Here is a 21,453-nt window from a genome sequence, read left to right on the forward strand (position 1 = left end):
ATAAAGGATAGATATCGTGTATTCTGGAACGATACGATTTAGATATATTCACGATGTCTGATTTTCTTTTGGGTTATTTTTATTCCCGTATTTCGGACTATATGGCGCATCAGGGTGCGATTCAGGGAAAGAATACTGGACGTTTATTTCGAGAAAGAGACCGGTGTGTCTTTCCGACGTTCATTCCGAGTTTACGATCATTCCGGATTCGATGACGTTCAAGAACGAGCGAAAGAGACTTAAGCGGAATCAGTGTCGGGATCGTTATGGTTCGGGGTTAGAAGGCCGTCGGATCGACCCGTGGAATCAGGGCTTATCTCGGCGATAATAAACCACCACTGTCCCCTAGAGACGACGAAATGAGCGATACCCACTGGTGGTTCTTCGACCTGGCAGTCGCCATCGCGGTCACTGGCGTCCTCACGTTCGGCATTCTTGCAGGTGGAAACGGGCTGGTGAGAATCGCGGTGACGATTCCGCTCGTTCTCTTTCTGCCCGGGTATGCACTCGTCTCGGCGCTCTTTCCGGACGAACCGAACGACGACTATCGGACCTTTGACGAGGAGAAGACCGGCCTGGGCAGCCCGGTGCTGGTCAGCGGTGGACTCGAGGCGATCGAACGCACGATCCTTTCAGTCGTCTTGAGTGTCGCGATCGTTCCCGCGATCACCCTTTTTGCAACCGTTACTCCAGGGGGTGTGACCCTCGAACCGATCCTTTCCGGGTTGGCGGTGGTAACCGTTCTTCTCGCTCTCCTCGCGATCGGCGTTCGGTCCCGCTGTCCGCCGGACCGGCGGTTCACGCCCTCGCTCCCGTCGGTCACTCCGTTCTTCACTCGAGGACGTCCGAGTCCGTACGAGCGATCCAACTACCGACCGTACAACGTCGCGATCGGAATCGGGCTGGTGCTCCTGCTCGCAAGCGGTGGCTTCGCCCTCGCGAACCCGCCACAGCACGAGGGGTTCACGGAACTGTCGGTCGGCTCACAGAACGTCACCGGAGACACGGACACGATGTATGACTCGACGTATACTGCGGGAGAACGACAGGAACTGCAGGCGACGATCACGAACCGGGAACACGACACACGGACCTACACGACCGTGGTACTACTCCAGCGGGTGAGCGACGACGGAACCGGCGTGACCGTCCGCGAATCGACCGAGATGGACAGACAAACGGCGATGGTTCCCGATGGCGACGCACACCGACAGTCCCTCGAGATCACGCCGACGATGCGGGGGGACGACCTTCGGCTGACGCTGCTCCTGTACGACGGTGAGCCGCCGGCGGAGCCGACGGTCGACAACGCCTATCGTGCCGTCCGGCTTCCGATCGAGGTGGAATAGATGTGGCCGTGGGAACATCTCGCGTTCGCGTACGTCCTGTACTCGCTGACGGCGAACGTCGTCGTTCGAACGTCGCCCTCGGCCCGCGAAGCGATCGCCGTCGCCGTCGGGTCACAGTTCCCGGATCTCGTCGATAAACCGCTCGCCTGGACGGTCGGTCTCACGGAAAGCGGCTACTCGGTCGGGCACTCGCTGTTCGTCGCTCCGTTCGTTTGCCTCGTGGTATACGCGGTGGCCGCCCGGCGGTGGGAACGGGTCCCCGCTGGCGTCGGTGCCTTCGCGCTCGCGTACCTCACACACCCGATTGCGGACATGCTCAGCCAGTTGCTCAGGGGACGGGGCGTCGACCTTCGGACCGTCCTCTGGCCGATCGCATCGCCGCCAGCGACGTCTCACGGTGGCTTCCTCGATCACTTCGTTCGATACTTCGTCCGATACGTGCACCACCTCCTCACCGGTGGGCTGACGGTGCAGCTCGCCTTCCAGTTCCTGTTGGGGCTCGCCGTTCTGACGCTGTGGCTGTTCGACGGCGCGCCCGTCCTCGCCGACGCCTGGCAGCTGCTGCGCGCCCGCCGGCACCGCTGATCGGCGACTAACTGCCGTCGAATCGGGATTTATACAGTCGGGGTGACGGTCTCAGCCGAGCCCTGACGCGGCTCCGACCGGGCGTGCGTCGAGAATCGTACAGGGGAGCAGTGGCGATCATCCTCTCGAGTTCGGGATCGCATGGGTGGCGTCTCAGCATCGAGAAACCCGTCACATCCGGACGGCGGGAGACGGCCGATAGACGGCCGTTCGCCGGCGACCCGTCCGCCGATCGGGACAGGTCCGTCGGTCCGCCCGCGATCGGAGGTGGGTACGGCAGCCCGAAAAACGACGGGCGGACATCGATGTCGACGGCCGATCAATTACTCGCGGGCGAGGGCGTACACATCGTCACATCCCCGTTCGTGTAGACCGTGGCCTGGTCCGGGCGACAGAGTTGGCCTCGAGAGAGCTGTGCGATCCGCGTGTTCCCGTCGCCGTCCGTAACGTACGTCGCCTCGGTCGACTGAGCCGATCGATAGACCGTGTAATCGTGGTCCGCGACGCCGTCCTCTGGAACCGTGGCCGTCGTCGTCGACGGATACGCGCCGGTCCGACTGAACAGGGTTTGATACGGATGATCGGTGTGGAGTTGCTGATCGGGGCGGATTTCCGCACCCTGGGGCGACCCGGTCAGCTCGCCGATCGACTCGGCGGCGGCGAGCTCCGATTCATCGTATGCGAGGCGCTCGTGCTGGCTCGAGAAGACCGGGTTTTCCGCGTTGCTCTCGGCGGCGAGGACCATCGCGCCCGGATAGACGAGTACGATGACGAGCAACACGGCGGCGACCAGCGCCGGCGTCATGTTCCCCCGCAGCGTCCGCACGCCGATCGCCCCGAGGACGGCCATCGGGGCGTAGAGGAACGCGAACCAGCGCGTCGGAATGAAGCTCCGAATGCCGAACATCGGCAGCCCGAGGATGAACACCAGCATGAACGCCGCCGCCAGCAGGAGGGTGAACACCGACTGTTCGGCGCGTCGCCTGTGGACGACGTACAGACAGCCCACGAACGTGGCACCGAGCAGGAGCAGGAACCCGAGGTTGTCCACGTAGGGGACGAGCCGTTCCATCAGCGTTGGCGCGGCCTCCGCCGCCGCTTTGGCCCCGTCGGACGAGTCGCCCGCGGTATTGAGGAAGCCGGCGCTCTCCTCGAGCGTCTGCGTGAAGTAACTCAGGACCGTCGCCAGGAACGAGTCCTGTCGATACGGCGTCAGCGACCAGACGAAGATCGTCAGGCCGAGGTTGAACACGACGAGCCCGACGAGGTTGACCGGCTTTTTCGTCCGGAAGACGCTCGCGTCGAGGCGTGTGAGCCCGAGCGGGCCGACCACGAACACGAGCTGTGCGAGAAACGCCGCGAGCAACAGGACGAGCATGATGAACGTCGACACCTGATGGGTGAGAATAACCGCGACGCTCGACAGCAGGAGCAGCGAGAAGTCCCGGATCGTGTACTCGATCCGCATCACTCGGAGTAACGCGTACAACATCGCGAGGAAGAAGACGAGCCCCAGACTCGTGGGGATGAGGTGCATCCCCCATCTCGCGACGTGGCTCGCGAAGGCGTACAGCGCCGTTGCCAGCACCGCCCATCGCGGCGAGACGAGCAGGTTCGTGGTCGCGTAGACGAGCAGGACCGAGAGCGGCATCACGAGGCCCACGGAGAGGTACAGCGCGGCGCGAATCGGAACGTCGTACAGCAGCGACGACGCGGCGACCAACAGGTGGTAAAACGGCGACCCGTAGTGTTTGTCGTGGGAGATCGCGCCGAGGGACTGGTCCGCGAGAATCGCGTCGATGAACTCGTGGTGGGTCCAGATGTCGATCCCGATATATCCCGGCGTCGCGTACAGCGCGGTAAACCGGAAGATGAACGCGAAGCAGACGATCTGGAGGAGCAACAGGCCGGGATTGAGGTCGCGATCGCTCGCGAAGACGATCTGGCCGATGATTAGCGTCCCGACGACGCTCGCCAGTCCGAAGAAGAGGTGCGTTCGCGCCCCCTGAACGACGGGCAGCAGTATGAGCCCCGCGAGCCCGACCAGGACGGCACTCGGGAGTGCCATCGATACCGCCGACGGCAGGGTCGGGAACGCCCCGGAGTCGTCCCGCTGATACAGGGAGAGGAGATACAACGTACACGCGGTGCCGAGGAGTACTGGAACGGTATCGAGGTAAATCTGTGACGTGAGAAACCGCAACGGAAATAGCACCGCCGCGAGCAGGACGCCGCCGATCGCCGCGACGGTGTCGAGACGCAGCGGTCGCAGCTCCGACAGCGAGCTATACGTCATTGCTGACCCCCGTCGGATTCCCGAACGCTTCCTCTCGGCCCACTAGCTCGCAGTACAGTCCGTGGAGGCGTTCCCCGAGGGACTCGACGGCGAGTCCGTCGACCGAATCGCGGCCGTCGGAGCGACCCCCGTTTTCGACGGCCCGCTCGAGGCCGCCGAGGAGCGCCCCGTCGTGGTCGCTGACGACGCAGTTGGTCACGCCGTGGACCGTCTCGCGGACGAAGCCGACATCCGTCGAGACGACCGGCAGGTTACACGCGGCGGCTTCCTTGACGACCATCGGGCCGCTCTCGCGTGTCGACGTGACCAGCAGGACGTCGCTCGCGTTCATGAAGTAGGGCATCGTCTCGTGAGCGACGCCGGAGACGGTTCGGAGGTCGACATCGACGTCCGCACGTTCGACGAGCCGGCGAGCGCGTGAAAAGTCCTTGACCGATCGGGTCCGGTCGTACGGGAAGAGTGCGACCGGGCGGTCGGTTTCCCAGCCGATGTACTCGCGCGCGCGTGCTCGAGCCATCGGTCGGAACAGATCGGTGTCGACGCCGAACGGGATCAGTCGGTGGTCGGTCGCGAGTTCGCGTGCCATGGTTCGGCTCGGGACGATCGCGGCGTCCGACCGGCGGGCGCTGTGGCGACTGATCGATCGGAGCCACGACCGCTCGCCCATGAGATCGGTTCCCCACAGCGTCACGACGACCGGTCGCGTCGGCTGGGCAAACGCGAACGGGGCGACGAGCCCGTAGTTCGCGTGCACCAGGTCGTACGCCGTCGAGCGGACCTCCGAGAGGAGGGTCGAATACAAGCGGGCGTACTCCACCGCCGACCGGCCCGACGCGCCGCTGTGTTCGCCGGGGACTTCGAGGACCGTACAGTCGACGCCGCGAGCCTCGAGAGCGGCCACCTGCTGGTCGAAAAAGGGCCGCGGCGACGTGACCAGTTGGAGTACCTTCATCAGTGCCCTCGATCGGCTGTCGGCGTCGATCGGCCCGCGGGACGCGGCTGCGCGAGCGTCTCGAGTTGCCGGACGACGTAGTCCGTGACATCGATCCGCTCGGCGAGCAGGCGCTCGCGACGCCGCGTCCACGTCTCGGCGGGTTCCTCGACGACCGAGACGGCTTTCTCGAGCCCGCGCGCGTGTCTCGCATCGCCGTCGTATTCGAACAACAGGCCGTATTCCGCCTCGAGTTCCGTCGTGTAGCCGAGCGAAAGCGGGTTCACGTAGACCGCGGGCGTGCCGAGCACGGCGGCTTCCGCTGCGGTCGTCGCCCCCTCGCTCAGGACGACATCGGCGGCCGCGAGCAGGTCGTGCAGCCGGGTCGGCGAGGTCTCGAACCGGTACGATTCGAGGGGGGGCGGGAGTTCTCCCTCCGCCGTGAGCAGGACCTGCAGACCCGCATCCTCGAGCCGGTCGACGATCTCCTGAGGGTCGTCGAAGCCGCCGTGGCCGACGTCGTGGGAGGCGTCCCAACTGCTGAGTCGGACGACGGCGACCCGTGCGTCTGGGGCGAGCCCGACCTCCTCGAGCACCGTTGGATCGGGGGTGAACCGCTCGGGATGGAGATAGGCGAGTTCGTGATAGCCCGGGTACGTCACCTGTTTCGAGCCGATCTCGTCCCGATAACACGCCGGCGTAGCGATCACGTCCGCGAACGGGTAGCCGAGGGTCGTGATGAGGGTCGCGTGCTCGGTGTCGTAGAAGACGAGACTCGTCGCCCCCGTAAGCGACGCGACGTGAGCGGCGGCGACGCCGCCGATCGCGGTAATCACGTCGGGATCGAGCCGCTGCGCTCGCCGTAGCAGTCGGAACTCGTACGTCGCCTGCACCGCCGCCAGGGAGGCCAGCGAGTCGGCGTCGCCGGCCACGACCTCGTGGTCGATGTCGTACGCCTCGAGGAGCCGAACGGCGACGCCGCTCTCGCGAGCGAAGACGTGAACGTCGTGGCCTCGCGCGTTCAGTTCCGCGATCGGGTGTCGGAAGAAGTGGACGTGGCCGGGGTGCTGGATCGTTATCATCACCCGCATCGGCGACCCACCTCCGCGACAGGCCGGCGGCTCGAGACGGCAGTCGCCGTCGACGGCGGTCGACGTGCCGCCCGGGCCACTGATCCGTCGAAGACGCGTCGCTGGGCTCGCATCGCGTCACAACCTCCGGTAGGCGAGTCCCGCGTCGGCGGCGACATCTTCGTCGACCGCGCCGGTCACATCGATCAGGGCGGGCTCGTCGGCGAGGTCGTCCGCGACCGTCCCGAGATCGAGATGGTCGAACTCCTCGTGGGGCGTCGCGAGCACGACGGCGTCGAAGCCCTCGAACGAGAGTCGATCCTGGATCTCGATGCCGAACGACTCTCGGGCCGCCTCGTCGTCCGCGAACGGGTCGAACCCCGCAACGTCGATGTCGTACTCCTGCAGTTCGTCGATGACGGTGCCGATCTTCGAACTTCGAATGTCGCCGACGTCCGGTTTGTACGCCAGCCCCAGCACCAGGACGCGACTCTCGCGGAGCGTCTTGTGACACTGGTTGAGCGCCTTGATCGTCAACTCGGCGACGTGGTCGGGGACCGACTCGTTGACCTGCCGGCCCGTTTGCATGAGTTCCGGGTCGAACCCCTCCTGGGCCGACCGGTACGCGAAGAAGTACGGATCGACCGGAATGCAGTGGCCGCCGACCAGCCCCGGACGGTACTCGTGGAAGTTCCACTTCGTGCCCGCGGCCTCGAGGACGGCTCGGCCGTCGATGTCCATGGTGTCGAGCGCCATCGTGAGTTCGTTGACGAACGCGATGTTGAGGTCCCGCTGGGCGTTCTCGACGACCTTGCAGGCCTCGGCGACCTCGATCGACGGCGCGCGATGGACGCCCGCGTCGACGATCGACTCGTACAACGTCGCCACGTCTTCGAGCACCGTCTCTGTCTGCGCGCTGACGACTTTGACGACGTCTTCGAGGCCGTGGTCGGCGTCGCCCGGCGTGGCGCGTTCCGGGGAGTACCCGACGAAGAAGTCCGTGCCCGCGGTCAGTCCGGACGCGTCCTCGAGCGCCGGGACGAGTGTTTCGCGCGTCGTGCCCGGGTAGACCGTCGACTCGAGGACGACCGTCGTACCCGGGCCCATCTTCGATCCGACGGTGGTTGCCGCGCTCTCGACGTAGCCGAGGTCCGGCCGATCGTCGTCGTCGATCGGCGTGGGAACGGCGATGATGACGTAGTCCGCCGCGCCGATATCGGTCGCGTCGGTCGTATACGAGATGTCGCCGTCCTGGATCGCGTCGTCGGAGAGGTCACCGGTCGTGTCGATCCCCTCCTGCAGTCGACTCACCGTCACGTCGTCGACGTCGTAGCCGATGACGCGGTAGTTCGACCGGGCGAACCCGACTGCGAGCGGGAGCCCGACGTATCCCAATCCGACGACGCAGATCGTCGCTGCATTCGTCGACTGTGTTCTCGAGTGCTCGAGGGCAGTGCCGCCGCCGTCGGGGCTCGATTGTCGTGTGTCCTGGTCGCTCTCCCGATCGTCGGTTCGCGTCTCCGTGTCGCTGAGTATCGTGGTCATGGGTGATGCGGTGTCGCTGCCCCGTCACACAACCGCGTGCAACGATCACTTCGGGATCGGTGCACCCGCGATCGGCGGGGCGTCCCGTGGAACCGACGAGTCGGTGGCGGTGGTTTACTATACCGCGAATAAACGAGTACGGGAGCGTCACCGAGCGGCTCGTGGCCGGCGGACGCGCCGCTGGCGGCGTCGGCGGTCCAAGGGTGGACGGCCGACCGAGCGCTTAGAACGTTGTTAACCCCACCTGTACTGCTCTATAATGAAGGTGGCGTGGATCGCATCCCCGATGCGGTCGGCGACATCGCGACGCTCGTGACTCGATCGCGTACCGACTGCAGCAGACGGGAATCATGGTGTCCACGCCCCAGCTCGGAGTCAGCGCCCGGCTCGCATCGATGCGGAGCACCGTCTCGGCCGATCCGGGCCCGGCTCCGACACAGCAGCACGACGTGCACGTGATGGCATCGAGAACGGTCGTTCCGCGGCTCGGCGATCGGTCCGGCGGAACGTTGTCCTGGATACAACTGTTTCGCGTGACGTCGTTCTGGGAGTCCGCCCTGATCGCGGCGCTGTTCCTGCTGATCAGCGGACTCGTCGGGCTCCGGCTGGCCGCCGCGCTCTCGGATCGCGATATCGACGCGTCGTCGCTGCCGCTGATGGCGGACGCGGTCGGCGACCGAGACGACTCCGAGCAGCCACCGAACGACACCCACCGCGGGTACGAGTCGTATCTCTCGCCGGAAACGCCATCGCGGCTCCTGAGCGACGAGGGTGAGGTGGTTCGACTCCTCATCGCGAATCACGGTCGGATTCGCCAGCATCGAATTACCGAGCGGACCGGCTGGTCGAAGTCGAAAGTGAGCCGGATCTGCTCGCGAATGCACGCCGACGGCACGATCGAGAAACGCTCGGTCGGGCGGGAGAACGTCATCACGCTGGCCGATCGACCGGCGACTCGAGAGCAGGCGACGGACGAAGTCGAGACCCCCGCTCAGTAGGCACGATCCGACTGCCGTTCACCCACCAGTCACATCGCTTTTTTTCCCACCGCCACATCGCTCGCGTCCATCGCAGTTCTCGTCGGCGAGGAGTACCCCCGACGATGGCCCGTCTCGAGCCGACCGTCGGGCGACGGGAAAGAAACAGGGGACGGCCACGGCGGGCACCGGTATCGTCCCGACGCGGGGCAATCGATCGCCGCCAGTCGTCCCGCCCCGTCGCATCGGAAAGGGGGTTTCGAGGGTCGAACGGAGGATTATACGGCCGGTAGCGACCGTCGTATTCGCAGTACCGCCTTATTCGTGCTATAGTAATGGCCCCTGTCACACGTCCTTGGAGTGAAGCCTCGGCCGTCGACAGGACCGTCGGCCGAGGTCGAGCTACCAATGACACGAACCAGTACTGCAGTTCAGGCAGCGGTCTCGAACCGGCTCGAAACGACCGAGACGACCATCGGCAGCGACCTCGGCTGCCCCACGGTCGGTGGGCCATCGCGGTCGACGGCCGCTGCTCGGGAGGTGCTGCGCTGATGTGCGGTATTATCGCGCGCATCGGCCGCGGCAGCGCGGCGGAGACGCTTCTCTCGGGCCTCGAGAACCTCGAGTACCGCGGCTACGACTCGGCGGGGATCGCGGTCCAGAACGGGTCCGGCGTCACGGTTCACAAGACGTCCGGCGAAGTGTCCGACCTCAAGTCGTCGCTCGACGGCCGTCCCCACGGGAACATGGGGATCGGTCACACCCGCTGGAGCACCCATGGCCCACCGACCGACGAGAACGCCCATCCGCATACGGACACGGCGGGTGACGTGGCGGTCGTCCACAACGGCGTCATCGACAACTACGACGAACTCAGGGCGGATCTCGCCGCGACGGGCCACGAGTTCGAGAGCGAGACCGATACGGAGGTCATCCCGCACCTTATCGACGAGTACCTGCAGTCGACCGACGACACCGAGCGGGCGGTCCGCAAGGCCGTCGACACGCTCGAGGGGAGTTACGCGATCGCTGCGATCGTCGACGGCGAGGAGCGCGTCTACGCGGCGCGAAAGGGCTCCCCGCTCGTCCTCGGTCTCGACGACGAGGAGTGGTATCTCGCCAGCGACGTGCCGGCGTTCCTCGATCACACTGACGACGTGATCTATCTCGAGGACGGCGACCTCGTCGTTCTCGAGCCGGACGCCTACCGAATCACCGATCTCGACGGCACACGGATCGAGCGAGCCGTCGACACCGTCGACTGGGACCCGGACGATGCAGGGAAAGGCGAGTACGACCACTACATGCGCAAGGAGATCGAGACGCAGCCGACGGCCCTCTCGAACACGATCGAGGGGCGGATCGATGGTGGGGACGTCGCCTTCGAGGACCTCCCGCCCGGCTCGTTCGACGGGATCGAGTCCGTCCAGTTCGTCGCCTGCGGGACGTCGTATCACGCGGCGATGTACGGCGGGCAGTTAGTGCGGGAGGCGGGCGTACGGGCCGATGTCCTCCGCGCGAGCGAGTACGAATCGACGGCCGGACCGGTCGACGAGACCACGCTCGTCGTCGCGGTCACGCAGAGCGGCGAAACCGCCGATACCCTCGACGCGGTCCGGAACGGAGCCGCCCGTGGCGCGCGGACACTCGCCGTCACTAACGTGGTCGGCTCGACCGCCGCACGCGAAGCCGACGACGCCGTTTACATCCGCGCCGGCCCGGAAGTCGGCGTCGCGGCGACGAAGACCTACTCCTCGCAGGCGGTCACGCTCGCCCTGCTCAGCCAGCGCATCGCCGGCGACGTTCCGGACGCGACACCCGTCGCGGACCGAGCGGCCATGCTCGAGGCGCTCGAAGCCCTTCCAGCGCACGTCGAGACCGTCCTCGAAAGGGAACGGGCGGAACCCCTCGCACGGGACCTGTTCGACAGTGACTCGTACTTCTTCATCGGGCACGGACTCGGGCACTCGGTGGCGCTCGAGGGCGCGTTGAAGTTCAAGGAGATCACCTACGAGCACGCCGAAGGATTCGCCGCCGGAGAACTGAAACACGGACCGCTCGCGCTCGTGACCGAGGACACGCCCGTGTTCGCGGTCGTGACCGGCGGCGACGACGACGAGAAGACGAAGACGAACGCGATCGAGGCCCAGTCTCGCGGTGCGCCGATCGTCGCTGTCGGTCCGGACGAGCAGCCCCTCGTCGACATCGCCGATGCGCACCTGCCGGTCCCCAACACCCATCCCGTCTGGGTGGGGTTGCTCGCGAACGTCCAGCTCCAGTTGCTCTCCTACCACGCCGCGACGCAACTCGAGCGCCCGATCGATAAACCGCGCAACCTCGCGAAGAGCGTCACGGTCGAATGACCGTCCCGTTCGCCGAATAACGCCTTTTTGATGCGTCAGTTCGAAAGCGGACCGTCGATTCTCGAGCCGATCCCGTGAGCGATCATGACGGCCGACCCCCGAGCGCTGCCGTTGCTCTGTCGAACCGAGGCCGCAGCCCACGCCGCGCGGACACGATGCCACACCGCTCGAGCGATCGGAGGGCTCTCGCTTCGAGGAATCGGGAGTGTCGGTTGTCGTGACCGCGGCCGGACAGTCGACGATGGACGATTCCACGGGACGGAGCCGCGCGCTCGGTGGCGACGCCCGCACGTTGGTCCTGCGGTCGCCGTGCAGCGAACGCACTCACCAAGAGGACAGTAAGCGGCTGCCGAACAGGGCTCGAGGCGGCGGTGCCGTCGGCACGGCAACGAGCCGACATCACGCGGTGCTCGAGGCGGTCGGTGACGCCGACGGAAGGGCCAGAAGTCCGCACTGATACCAACGAGCGACACACCGCGACAGCATACCGGCGACCGACCAGTCCCTAGCCGTCGGTCGTCGCCACTGTCACGCGCCGTCTCGTGTCGCCATCGACATCGACGGTCCGCTCGTCCGACTCGGTCCCGTCTCCGATCACGGTAAACGTGTACTCGCCGTCCTCGCGCTCGAAGTCGACCTCGCCGTTCCGATCGACGGGCTTGCGCTCTTTGCCTTGCAGACTCAGCGGTTCCCGCTCGAGCGCAACGGTCGCGTTGTCGAGCGGTTCGCCGCTCCCGTCTTCCACGGCGAACGTCACCGTGCTCCCGTCGTCGCTCGAGTCGTCAGTTCCCGACCCGTCGCGTTCCGCCTCGAGCGTCAGCGTGAGCGACGCGTTGCCGCCGTCGATGTCGACGCTGTCTTCCGCGGACAGGTACCCGTCCGCGTTCGCGGACACGGTGTAGGTGCCGTTCTCGACCTTCCAGGCGACCTCGCCGTTTTCGTCGGTCGTTCGTCCAGCGCCGACGGTCCCATTGTGACTGACGTTGGCTCCGGCAATCGCGTTCCCGGCCCGATCTTCCACGGTCACGGTCACCGTGTGCGGTCCGTCATCGCCGTCACCGCTGGTGCCGTCGCTACCGCCGTCCGTCCCGCTGTCATCGGTATTGCCGTCGCTGCGATCCCCGTCCGTCTCGCCGTCGCCGCTGTCGGTGCTCCCGTCGCTGCCACCGTTGTCGCCTCCGCCGTCAGCAGCGGTCCCGTCCTCGCTCTCGTCGTTCTCGCCGCTGGTTTCGTCGGTTTCGTTCCCGCTGCCGGCGTCCGCAGCGCTGTCATCCGACGACTCGATGTCGTCGTCGGCCGGCTGCTGCGAGTCGTCGAATCGGTCAGTGACCGATCCGACGGCGCTACTGACGGACGCACCGCTCGCAGCGAGTACTAACCCGGCCAGCAGGAACACGATGCCACTGACGGTGAGCAGAATCTGGACGCTGCTCCGAATCGATCTGGTCTCCGTTCGCTGTCGTTGGACATTGCGACGCATACGTGACACTTGTGAGTCGTGATCAGTTGTTACGCGCGCACCGTCCCGTCTCCGTCCGCGACCGACGCGTTCCACTCTCCATCGGACACGTCCGCTTTCGGTCGGCCAGCGCTCGCGCGGGTGCCGGTCGGAACGCTTTCCGTCTCGGACGTTACTGGTGTAGCCGCCGCGTCGTCCGACGCGCCTCGAGTCGGGTCCCGTGCCCCGGAGTGCTGGCGGCTCACCTGCCGACGGCGGCCAGTCGCCCGGGAGTTCGATCGGTCACGTCCGAGTGAATTCATTACGCGACGCTTCCCCGGTTCGAGGGTTCACTATACGGACGATAAAACCGTTTCACTACCGCAAACCGTCTTCGACGGCGGACTGTGGTGGCGATACCGTCACTAGCACTCGGCTGTGCGATCGAGCGGCCAGTAATCCCGTATTACCCAGTCCGGCGGGGGAGCACAAGTCGCCGATTGGCGAGTCGTAACGGCGGTTTTGGCCGCTCTCACGGCTCGTTGACCGATCGCCGAACACGGAATCTCCGGACGGATTTCGAGCGTGGAGCGTGAACGGTCGGCGCGCTTTTTCAGTGTTCCTGTCGGAGTCCCGGTTGAGAGCCCATGAGCGAATCCACGACAAACGACCCGGCGGCCGGCGAATCGCACACCCGCGACCAAGGTGAGCCGGACAGCCAGAAGTGGCTGAGCGGCTTCGTCTCGCTGATCGGCCTGTGGCTGGCCGCGTCACCGTTCGTCTACGGCCCGGCCCAGTCCATGCTGTGGAACAACCTGCTGGTCGGGGGTGCGATCTTCCTCCTGGCGGGGTACAACTACTACCGGATCATCACCGCCCACCCGACCAGTACCGGCGTGATGTCGCTCGTCGCCCTGCTCGCGCTGTGGATGGTCGTCTCCCACTTCGCGATCGGTGGGCAGTTCGCGATCGGCGGCCTCGAGGTCGCCAGTGCGGGCCTGGCCTGGAGCAACATCGTCTCGGGACTCGTCGCCGCGGCGCTGTCGGCGTACATCGCCTACGCTGCCGGTCGCGGCGTCCCGCGCGGAACGGCCGCCGGGACGCGATAACGACCGGGACGCGGCTTTTTTCGTCGCCGTTCGCCGCGATCAGGGGTATCGATCGGGCGGTGCGTCCGCCGCGTGCCGCTCGAGCAGGTCGAGCACGGGCTCGCTCGCAGCCAGTCGAATCCCGAGCGTGGTGAGCCGATCCCGTATTGCGCCCGGAACGAGCGTACCGTATAGCGATCCGAGGACGGGGACCGGGCCGACGCGATAGTGCGTGTCGGGGTTCGGAACGGTCGCGGCCTCCCGAATCGTCGCGGCGACCCGGTCGGGATCGTTGATCAACGGACCGCCACCTTCGACGGCGCGGAGTCGCCGGAGGATGCGGTAGAGATCGGCGTACCCCGCGGGGCTGACGACGGTTACGTTCCTGCTCGACTCTTGCCGGTCCGTCTCCATCGCCGCCGCGCCGTCGACCGGTCGAGCGGCCGCGGCCGCGTCATCGACCGCCGTCACGGCGCGGTCGTAGAACGGCGTCCGCACGATACCCGGTTGCACGACGACGACATCGATCCCGGAGCCGGTCAGCTCCTGTCGCAGCGCGTCGCTCAGACTCGCCATCGCCCACTTGGAGGCGGTATAGGCACCGATCCCGGCGAGCGCGAGCCGATCCGCAGCGCTGGTGACGGTGATAATGCGGCCACCGCCGCGGTCGCGCATCCCCGGAAGCACCGCCCGAATCAGTCGGTGCGGCCCGAAACAGTGGACGGCAAACTGGCGCTCGAGCAGCCTCGTGGGCACGTCTTCGACCGGGCCGAACTGCCCGTAGCCGGCGTTGTTGACGAGGCACTCGACGCCGCCGGCTTCGTCGCGGACGCGCTTGACGACGCGGTCGATATCGTCGGGGGCGGTCAGATCCAGTGCCGCGATGTCGGCCCCGCGGTCGGCCAGTCGCTCGAGGCCGTCCCGATCGCGATCACGAGCGGTCGCATAGACCCGCCATCCCGCCGCGAGCAGTGCGCGCGCCGTTTCGTAGCCGATGCCCGACGAACAGCCGGTCACGAGTGCGGTCGTCGCCATGCGCCGTTCTACGATGGCATCGTAGAAGGCAGTCCCCAGATCCCGGACTCGAGGACTGTCATGGCTATCGACGGCTCCGAGAGCGGTCGTCGATCCCCGAAGGGGGGAACGGAACCGTCAGTCCTCGAACGGAGCAACGGGGTCCGACGGACTTCGTGGATCCGCCGGTGATCCCCGTTCGAGACCGTCCGGCGGTCCCCGCGGCACGTCCGGGAGCCCCAGTTCGTCGTCTTCCGGCAGCCCCCGTTCGATGCCGGTCGACGGCTCCCGCTCGTCATCTGCCGACGGATCACGGTCGTTCGCCGCCGAGTCGTCCGCATCGTCGATCAGCCCGGCGTCCTCGAGCGTCCGCTCGAAACCGCCATCGAAGTCGTCGTCCGCGTCGTCGGACTCGTCCGGTTCGATTGGTTCGTCCGAATCAGTGGGTTCGTCCGGTTCAGAGGGGGTATCCGGATCAGTTGCTTCGTCCACGTCGTCCGGTTTGGGTGGTTCATCGGGAGTCGCGGGGTCGGCCGGCTCGGCGGGACCGCCCGGTGACGGTCGGGCGGCATCGTCCGCCGGGTCGTCGTCTCCGTCGGGGTCGGCGACCGACGGGTCGGAATCGGTCGGCGGCACCGGGTCGCCTGGCGGTTCCGTCGCACTGCCGTCGTCCCCGTCCGGACTCGAGTCGGGCTCGGGTTCGGGGACGACCGCGTCGTCACGGTCGTCGGTCGGCGCGGTTGACTCGGCGGCCGACGCGTCGTCGTGCTCCACTGCAGTGGCAGACGAATTCGTCTCGTCCGCCCGCAGATCCGGGGCGACGACTACCGTCAGGACGCCGAACGTGAGCAGGACGGCCACGATGGGAACCAGCAACGCGAACGCCGATGGGAGATCGTCTCGAAGGCGTGACATTCGACGCCTCGACTGTAGACGGTCCGCCCGCTTTGTTACTCTCGGCCCACAGCGGAGCGAACCGACGGGTGTCGGCTGATACGCGATCATTTCCGTTCGTATCGGCTCGCTTCGGACTCGAGAAACGGCGTCGGTCGCGGCACAGGACGAAGGCCGTGGGCGGCCGAACAATGATATAGTCGGCCCGTCCAGTGGGAACAACGGACACCGCCGACAATGACGAGTCATTACGATCACGCGCAGGTACAGGAGTTTTGGCAATACGTCTGGGAGCGCGACGACGTCTACGCGCTCGATGCCGACGCCACGGACCCGACCTACGTCCTCGGCATGTTTCCCTACACGTCGGGCACGCTCCACATGGGGCACGTCCGCAACTACGCGATCACCGACGCTTACTCGCGCTATCGTCGCATGCGTGGCGACGACGTTCTTCATCCGATGGGATGGGACGCGTTCGGCCTCCCCGCCGAAAACGCGGCGTTCGACCGCGGGACTGACCCCGAGTCCTGGACCCAGGCGTGTATCCGGCGCATGCGCGAGGAACTCGAGACAATGGGCTTTGGCTACGACTGGTCACGGGAGATTACGACCTGCGAGCCCGAGTACTACCGGTGGAATCAGTGGCTGTTCAAGCGCCTCTACGAGGCGGGACTCGTCGAATACGAGGCGGCGACGGTCAACTGGTGTCCCGACTGCGAGACGGTACTGGCCGACGCGCAAGTCGTCGAGCGCGAGGCCGAACACGGTGAGGCCGCGGAGCAGGGACCCGGCGACGCCGCGAGCGGCCACGGCGATCGCGTCTGCTGGCGGTGTGAGACCCCGGTCGGGCGACGGGAACTCGATCAGTGGTTCTTCACGATCACCGACTACGCCGAGGAACTCCACGCGGGACTCGCCGATCTCGAGGGCTGGCCCGAGGGCGTCCGTGAGATCCAGCGCAACTGGATCGGCCGGCAGGAAGGGACACGGATCACGTTCGACGTGGCCGGTTACAGCGGCGCTGACGGGAACGGCGACGGTGACGACGACCGAACCGTCGACGTGTTCAGCACCCGTCCAGAGACGATCTACGGCGCGACCTATCTCGCCGTCTCGCCGGGGCACGACCTCGCTCGCACCCTGGCCGAGGACGACGACGCCGTCGCCGAGTACATCGCGACCGTTCGCGAGCAGGACCCTGGCCGAGTCGGGTTTTCCGGTATCGAGACTGACGCCACCGCGGTCCACCCGCTGACCGGTGCGGAACTCCCGGTCTACGTCGCCGGCTACGTCCTCGAGGACGTCGGTACCGGTGCCGTGATGGGCGTTCCCGGCCACAACGAGCGCGACCACTCGTTTGCGCGCGAGCACGACCTGCCGATCGAGCGCGTGATCGTTCCCGACGCGGACGACAACGGCGGTAGCGGGACCGAAACCGACGAAGGCGGCCCGTACACCGGTGATGGCGTCCTCGAGCACAGCGGCGAGTACGACGGCCTCGAGAGCGGGGTGGCCGGCGAGCGGATCGTCGCGGACCACGACGCGCTCGCGAACGATGTCACCTATCGGCTCCGGGACTGGCTGATCTCCCGCCAGCGCTATTGGGGGACGCCGATCCCGATGGTCCACTGTGACGAGTGCGGACGCGTTCCGGTGTCGGACGAGCACCTCCCGGTCGAGCTCCCGGCGTTCGTCCGGACGACGGGGAACCCGCTGGACGCGGCCGAGGAATGGACCGAGACGACCTGTCCGGACTGTGGCGGACCCGCCCGGCGCGAAACGGACACGATGGACACGTTCGTCGATTCCTCGTGGTACTACCTGCGTTTTCTCTCGCCGGCTCTCGCGGACGCGCCGTTCGATACCGATGTCGCGAACGACTGGCTCCCGATCGATCTCTACGTCGGTGGCGACGAGCACGCCATCCTGCATCTGCTGTACACCCGCTTCTTCACGAAGGCGCTTGCCGATCTCGACCTCCTCGAGCGCCGGGAGCCGATCCGCGAGCTCATGAGCCAGGGGACGGTGCTGTACGACGGCGAGAAGATGTCCAGTTCGAAGGGCAACGTCGTCACCCCCGAGGAGTACGGCGCGGAGACGACGCGCCTGTTCGTGCTCTCGGCGGCGCATCCCGAACAGGACTTCGAGTGGACCGCCAACAACGTCCGCGGAGCCTACGAACTCCAGCAGACCCTCTACCGGATGGCGACCGCCTTCGTCGAGGAAGGCGATGCCCGCGTCGAGCGACGGGACCACGACGAGTACGTCGCCCGGGAGATCGACCGAACCATCGCCGCGGTCACGGCGGAGTACGACCGGTACCGGTTCCACCGCGCCGCAACCGAGATTCGGGAACTGGCGCGGCTGCTCCGGCGCTACCGCGAGTACGACCGCCCGCACGGCGACGTCTACCGGCGCGGCCTGCTGACTCTGGCCGCGCTGATCGCCCCGATGGCACCCCACCTCGGCGAGGAACTCTGGAACAAACTCCGCGGGGACGGGCTCGCCGTCGAGGCCGACTGGCCCGAACCCGACCGCGACGCCTCGCGGTATCGGCTCGAGCGCCGCCTGGTCGATCGGACGCTCGAGGACGTTCGAGACATCGTCGGCGTCGCCGACATCGACGACCCCGAACGGATCGAACTGGTCGTCGCCCCCGACTGGAAGTACCGGGCCGCCGAGTTGGCGAGTCGAACCGCCAGCGGTGACGATGGGGCAGACCCCGTCGACTCGGTCGTCGACGCGGTTCTGGCGGACGACTCGGTCGCCGCCCCCGACCCCGCTCGCGTCGCGGCGTTCGCGGGCGAACTCGTCGGACGCGACGGCGGGGACGGCGAGGAGGGACGAAGCGCGGACCGCGAGCTGGCGATTCTCGACCGCGCGTCCTGGCTCATCACCGACGAGTTCGATGCGGCCGTCACCGTTCGACGGGCCACCGGCGACGACGCGCAGGCCGCCAAAGCCCGACCCGGCAAACCCGCGATTCGAATCAGTTAGGGGTCACCGACCGGGGCGATGGGTCGCTATCGGCGGCGCGGGCGCGGTCCGCTCGAGCGGCTCCGGGAACTCGGGAAGGACAGTTTTATTCAACCGGCTTCGGTAGACCCAAATACGATGGTGGAGGGTGGCGGTAGCGTCGGCTCGTCGTCCCAACGAGCACCGAGCCAAGCAGTGATCGAGGCGGTCGCCGAGGCGGAAGGCGTTTCGCCGGCGGCGATCTCGCCACCGGACTACCAATCCCTCCACGCCGTCGTCGATCCGGCGGCACTGGACGCACTCTTCGCGGACCGCTCTAACGGCGCGAGCAGGCCCGGAGGAACAGTTTCGTTTTCATTCTGTAACTACGATGTAACCGTCGATCAGGACGGACAGGTAACGCTCGGCGAGCCGACTGACTCGGACGACTGATGGTCCCCTCGACGGATGGTCGTGGCTGCTCGCGATCCGTTTCTCCCGCGGCGAACGCTTCGGCGGGGATCGACCAGGCGCGATCACGCGCCGGAGCGATCGCTCTCGGATCGCACCCGGAACAGCAAGCATGATACGGCGGTGTTCCTAACGTCCGATAATGGCAACCGCTGACGCCAAACGGCGACTCCGGCAGCAACCGGTGGGCGCAACGATCCTCCTGACGATCGTCGGGTATGCGCTGGTGCTCGGAACGTTTCTGCTGGACGTTCCGATCTATCCCGACCTGACGAACGCACAGGTCAATCTGCTGTCTCACGTGATCGCAGTCATCAACACGACCGCGACGGCCGTCTTGCTGCTCGGCTGGTACTGGATCCGCGCCGGCGACGTCGAGAAACACCGGCTGGCGATGGTCAGCGGGTTCGTGTTGATCCTCGGCTTTCTGGTCGTCTACCTGCTCAAGGTCGGCGGTGGCGGAACCAAGGAGTTCGTCGGCCCCGATATAGCCTACTACCCGTATCTCGTCATGCTGGCGATCCATATCATCCTCTCGATCGTCTCGGTCCCGGTCGTCCTCTATGCCCTAGTCCTCGGGCTGAGTCACACGCCCGCGGAACTCCGGGAGACGCCACACGCCAAAGTGGGCCGTATCGCCGCCGGCGCGTGGATTCTGAGCCTCTTCCTCGGCGTCGTCACCTACGTCCTGCTCAACCACGTCTTCGCCTACGAGTTCGCGTCGATGATCCTCCCCGTCGCCGTCTAACGCGTCGCATACCGACGCTAACGCATCGCACCCGTTTCGTTACGATCGCCCGCGAGCACGAGCCGTCCCGCCGGTGGTCCCCGCTCGAGGGCGGGACCCACAAGTTATCCCGTCGCCCGCCGTACCGTCGAGCAACGAATGCAATTCGTCGAAGAAATCGTCGTAGACGAGTTCCTTCCGACCGTCCGCTCGCTGCTCGCCGGCGATCTCCGAGAGCGAGGGTTCACGCAAAGCGAGGTCGCCGACGTGCTCGGCATCAGCCAGAGCGCCGTCTCGAAGTACGCCCACGGCGACGTGACGGTCAACGACCGCATCGCTACGGACGATCGGGTGTTGGATCTCGTCGACGAGCTCGGCACCGGACTGGCCGCCGGCGAAATCTCGCCGGTACAAGCCCTCATCGAGATCGAGGTCCTGATCCGCGACCTCGAGTCCGGCGGGGACCTGCTCGCCCAACTCCACGAGGAGGCCGTGCCGGAACTCGCCGATCACGGCGCGAGTTTCCGCGTCCACGACCCCGAAAGCGACTTGCGGACCAGCGAGCGGGTGCTCTCGTCGCTCCGGCGAGGGCTGGGCATCCTCGAGACCGCAAGCGGGTTTACGAGCCTGATCCCTGCAGTCGGCTCGAACCTGGTCGCCTGTACGCCCGACGCGGACGACGTCGACGACGTCGCGGGCGTGCCCGGCCGCATCTTCGACGTAAAGGGGCGCGCAACGGTCCCCGCGGACCCCGAGTTCGGCGTCTCGGAGCACGTCGCGCGGGTGCTGTTGGCCGCTCGCCGCCACGGTGCGGACGTCTCGGCGGCGATCAACGTCACGTACGAGCCGGGCCTGATCGATGCCCTGACCGAGCAGGGCCACGTCGCCGCCGAGTTCGACGAATCCGGCGACGTCGCCTCGAGCGTCGGCGCGGCGATCGAGAACGAACCCGAGGCGACGGTGCTCTACCAGACCGGCGGCATGGGAATCGAACCGCTGATTTACGTCCTCGGCCCGGATGCGGAGTCGGTCGCGGACACGCTCCGGTCGCTCGTCTGAACGGCGCACGCGACAACAGCCAATGACGGAGTCAACACAGGAGTTCTACGGTCGCTGGGCACGCCTCTACGATCTGATCGCGCGACGAACGCCGGGTATCGCCCGCCTCCGGGATCGGGCGGCCGCCGCCTGTCGCCTCGAGCCCGGCGACACGGTCGTCGAGATGGGCTGTGGCACGGGCGCGAACCTCCCCGTCCTCCGCGAGCGGGTCGGACCCGAGGGGACCGTGATCGGACTCGACGTGACGCGACCCGTCCTCGAGCGGGCGCGTGCGGCGACGGCGGCGTACGACAACGTCCACGTCCTGCAGGAGGACGCGACGCAGCCACCGGTCGGTGGCGGGCGTGACGGAGCCGGCGTGCTGGACACGGTCGCCGGCGATATCGACGCTGTCCTCGCGACGTTCGTCGTCGGCATGCTCGCGGAGCCGGCGGACGCGGTCGACGACTGGTGTGACCTCGCCGGGCCCGACGGGACGGTCGTCCTCGCCAACGCCGCCAGAAGCGGGACGTGGTACGCCCCGCCGGTCAACGCCGTGTTCCGGGCGATCGTCGTCCTCTCGACGCCGCCGACGACGAAACTCCGCTACGAGAGCGATCCACATCGCCGGCTCGACAAGAAGATCAGTCACGCACACGCCCGTCTCCGCGAGCGTGTGGCTGGCTCTTATACACATCTCTGAGCGGGC

General features: G+C 66.6%; 19 protein-coding genes. 11 read left to right on the forward strand and 8 right to left on the reverse strand.

Going from position 1 to position 21,453, the window contains the following annotated elements; all coding sequences use genetic code 11:
- The first annotated feature begins 359 nt into the window (after positions 1-359).
- The gene (locus C486_RS15470) at positions 360-1,349 is read left to right on the forward strand and encodes a DUF1616 domain-containing protein (RefSeq protein WP_008457738.1); all 990 of its coding nucleotides are present in this window, start codon (positions 360-362) and stop codon (positions 1,347-1,349) included.
- Positions 1,350-1,934, forward strand: coding sequence for a metal-dependent hydrolase (locus tag C486_RS15475; RefSeq protein WP_008457740.1), 585 nt, complete (start codon positions 1,350-1,352; stop codon positions 1,932-1,934). It begins immediately after the preceding gene.
- A gap of 319 nt (positions 1,935-2,253) precedes the next feature.
- Here C486_RS15475 and C486_RS15485 read toward each other — a convergent pair whose 3' ends face one another.
- The 4 genes from C486_RS15485 to C486_RS15500 all read right to left on the reverse strand — a co-directional run bounded on the left by C486_RS15485 (position 2,254) and on the right by C486_RS15500 (position 7,776).
- A complete protein-coding gene (locus tag C486_RS15485) occupies positions 2,254-4,230 on the reverse strand; it encodes a hypothetical protein (RefSeq protein ID WP_008457742.1) in 1,977 nt (658 codons plus the stop codon).
- Positions 4,220-5,182 carry a glycosyltransferase gene (locus tag C486_RS15490; protein ID WP_008457743.1) on the reverse strand — a complete coding sequence of 321 codons (963 nt, stop codon included), beginning with the start codon at positions 5,180-5,182 and terminating at the stop codon, positions 4,220-4,222. The genes C486_RS15485 and C486_RS15490 overlap by 11 nt, the downstream gene beginning before the upstream one ends.
- Entirely contained in the window at positions 5,182-6,252 is a 1,071-nt protein-coding gene (locus tag C486_RS15495; protein ID WP_049910618.1) for a DUF354 domain-containing protein, read from the reverse strand. The genes C486_RS15490 and C486_RS15495 overlap by 1 nt, the downstream gene beginning before the upstream one ends.
- A gap of 117 nt (positions 6,253-6,369) precedes the next feature.
- Positions 6,370-7,776, reverse strand: coding sequence for a nucleotide sugar dehydrogenase (locus C486_RS15500; RefSeq protein WP_008457746.1), 1,407 nt, complete (start codon positions 7,774-7,776; stop codon positions 6,370-6,372).
- Positions 7,777-8,126: 350 nt separating this feature from the next.
- Between C486_RS15500 and C486_RS15505 the strand changes: the two genes are divergently transcribed.
- The 3 genes from C486_RS15505 (at position 8,127) to glmS (ending at position 11,116) form a co-directional block, all read left to right on the forward strand.
- Positions 8,127-8,774, forward strand: coding sequence for a helix-turn-helix transcriptional regulator (locus C486_RS15505; RefSeq protein ID WP_008457748.1), 648 nt, complete (start codon positions 8,127-8,129; stop codon positions 8,772-8,774).
- A gap of 387 nt (positions 8,775-9,161) precedes the next feature.
- The gene (locus C486_RS21795; RefSeq protein WP_008457750.1) at positions 9,162-9,305 is read left to right on the forward strand and encodes a hypothetical protein; all 144 of its coding nucleotides are present in this window, start codon (positions 9,162-9,164) and stop codon (positions 9,303-9,305) included.
- The gene (glmS, locus tag C486_RS15510) at positions 9,305-11,116 is read left to right on the forward strand and encodes a glutamine--fructose-6-phosphate transaminase (isomerizing) (protein WP_008457752.1); all 1,812 of its coding nucleotides are present in this window, start codon (positions 9,305-9,307) and stop codon (positions 11,114-11,116) included. The genes C486_RS21795 and glmS overlap by 1 nt, the downstream gene beginning before the upstream one ends.
- A gap of 505 nt (positions 11,117-11,621) precedes the next feature.
- Here glmS and C486_RS15515 read toward each other — a convergent pair.
- Positions 11,622-12,596, reverse strand: a complete 975-nt coding sequence (locus tag C486_RS15515; RefSeq protein ID WP_008457756.1) for a carboxypeptidase-like regulatory domain-containing protein — start codon at positions 12,594-12,596, stop codon at positions 11,622-11,624.
- Between the two features lie 29 nt (positions 12,597-12,625).
- Positions 12,626-12,877 (reverse strand): hypothetical protein, encoded by a 252-nt coding sequence (locus C486_RS20410; RefSeq protein WP_083866042.1) that lies wholly within the window; start codon positions 12,875-12,877, stop codon positions 12,626-12,628.
- A gap of 324 nt (positions 12,878-13,201) precedes the next feature.
- On the opposite strand from C486_RS20410, the gene C486_RS15520 reads away from it, so the two are divergent.
- The gene (locus tag C486_RS15520) at positions 13,202-13,663 is read left to right on the forward strand and encodes an SPW repeat protein (protein WP_008457758.1); all 462 of its coding nucleotides are present in this window, start codon (positions 13,202-13,204) and stop codon (positions 13,661-13,663) included.
- A 39-nt stretch (positions 13,664-13,702) separates the two neighbouring features.
- Here C486_RS15520 and C486_RS15525 read toward each other — a convergent pair whose 3' ends face one another.
- Together C486_RS15525 and C486_RS15530 are read right to left on the reverse strand one after the other, a co-directional pair.
- On the reverse strand, positions 13,703-14,677 hold the full coding sequence (locus C486_RS15525) for an SDR family oxidoreductase (RefSeq protein ID WP_008457759.1): 975 nt from the start codon (positions 14,675-14,677) through the stop codon (positions 13,703-13,705).
- Positions 14,678-14,794: 117 nt separating this feature from the next.
- The gene (locus tag C486_RS15530) at positions 14,795-15,571 is read right to left on the reverse strand and encodes a hypothetical protein (protein ID WP_008457761.1); all 777 of its coding nucleotides are present in this window, start codon (positions 15,569-15,571) and stop codon (positions 14,795-14,797) included.
- 216 nt (positions 15,572-15,787) lie between these two features.
- Here C486_RS15530 and leuS point away from each other — a divergent pair, with 216 nt between their 5' ends.
- The 5 genes from leuS to C486_RS15555 all read left to right on the forward strand — a co-directional run bounded on the left by leuS (position 15,788) and on the right by C486_RS15555 (position 21,447).
- Positions 15,788-18,550, forward strand: a complete 2,763-nt coding sequence (leuS, locus tag C486_RS15535; protein ID WP_008457763.1) for a leucine--tRNA ligase — start codon at positions 15,788-15,790, stop codon at positions 18,548-18,550.
- 117 nt (positions 18,551-18,667) lie between these two features.
- Positions 18,668-18,961, forward strand: coding sequence for a HalOD1 output domain-containing protein (locus C486_RS15540; RefSeq protein WP_049888390.1), 294 nt, complete (start codon positions 18,668-18,670; stop codon positions 18,959-18,961).
- 160 nt (positions 18,962-19,121) lie between these two features.
- Positions 19,122-19,727, forward strand: a complete 606-nt coding sequence (locus C486_RS15545; RefSeq protein WP_008457766.1) for a DUF420 domain-containing protein — start codon at positions 19,122-19,124, stop codon at positions 19,725-19,727.
- 138 nt (positions 19,728-19,865) lie between these two features.
- Positions 19,866-20,765 (forward strand): thiamine-phosphate synthase family protein, encoded by a 900-nt coding sequence (locus C486_RS15550; protein ID WP_008457769.1) that lies wholly within the window; start codon positions 19,866-19,868, stop codon positions 20,763-20,765.
- A 22-nt stretch (positions 20,766-20,787) separates the two neighbouring features.
- On the forward strand, positions 20,788-21,447 hold the full coding sequence (locus tag C486_RS15555) for a class I SAM-dependent methyltransferase (protein WP_008457771.1): 660 nt from the start codon (positions 20,788-20,790) through the stop codon (positions 21,445-21,447).
- Positions 21,448-21,453: the final 6 nt, after the last annotated feature.

The sequence above is a fragment of the Natrinema gari JCM 14663 genome (assembly GCF_000337175.1).
Classification (GTDB): domain Archaea; phylum Halobacteriota; class Halobacteria; order Halobacteriales; family Natrialbaceae; genus Natrinema; species Natrinema gari.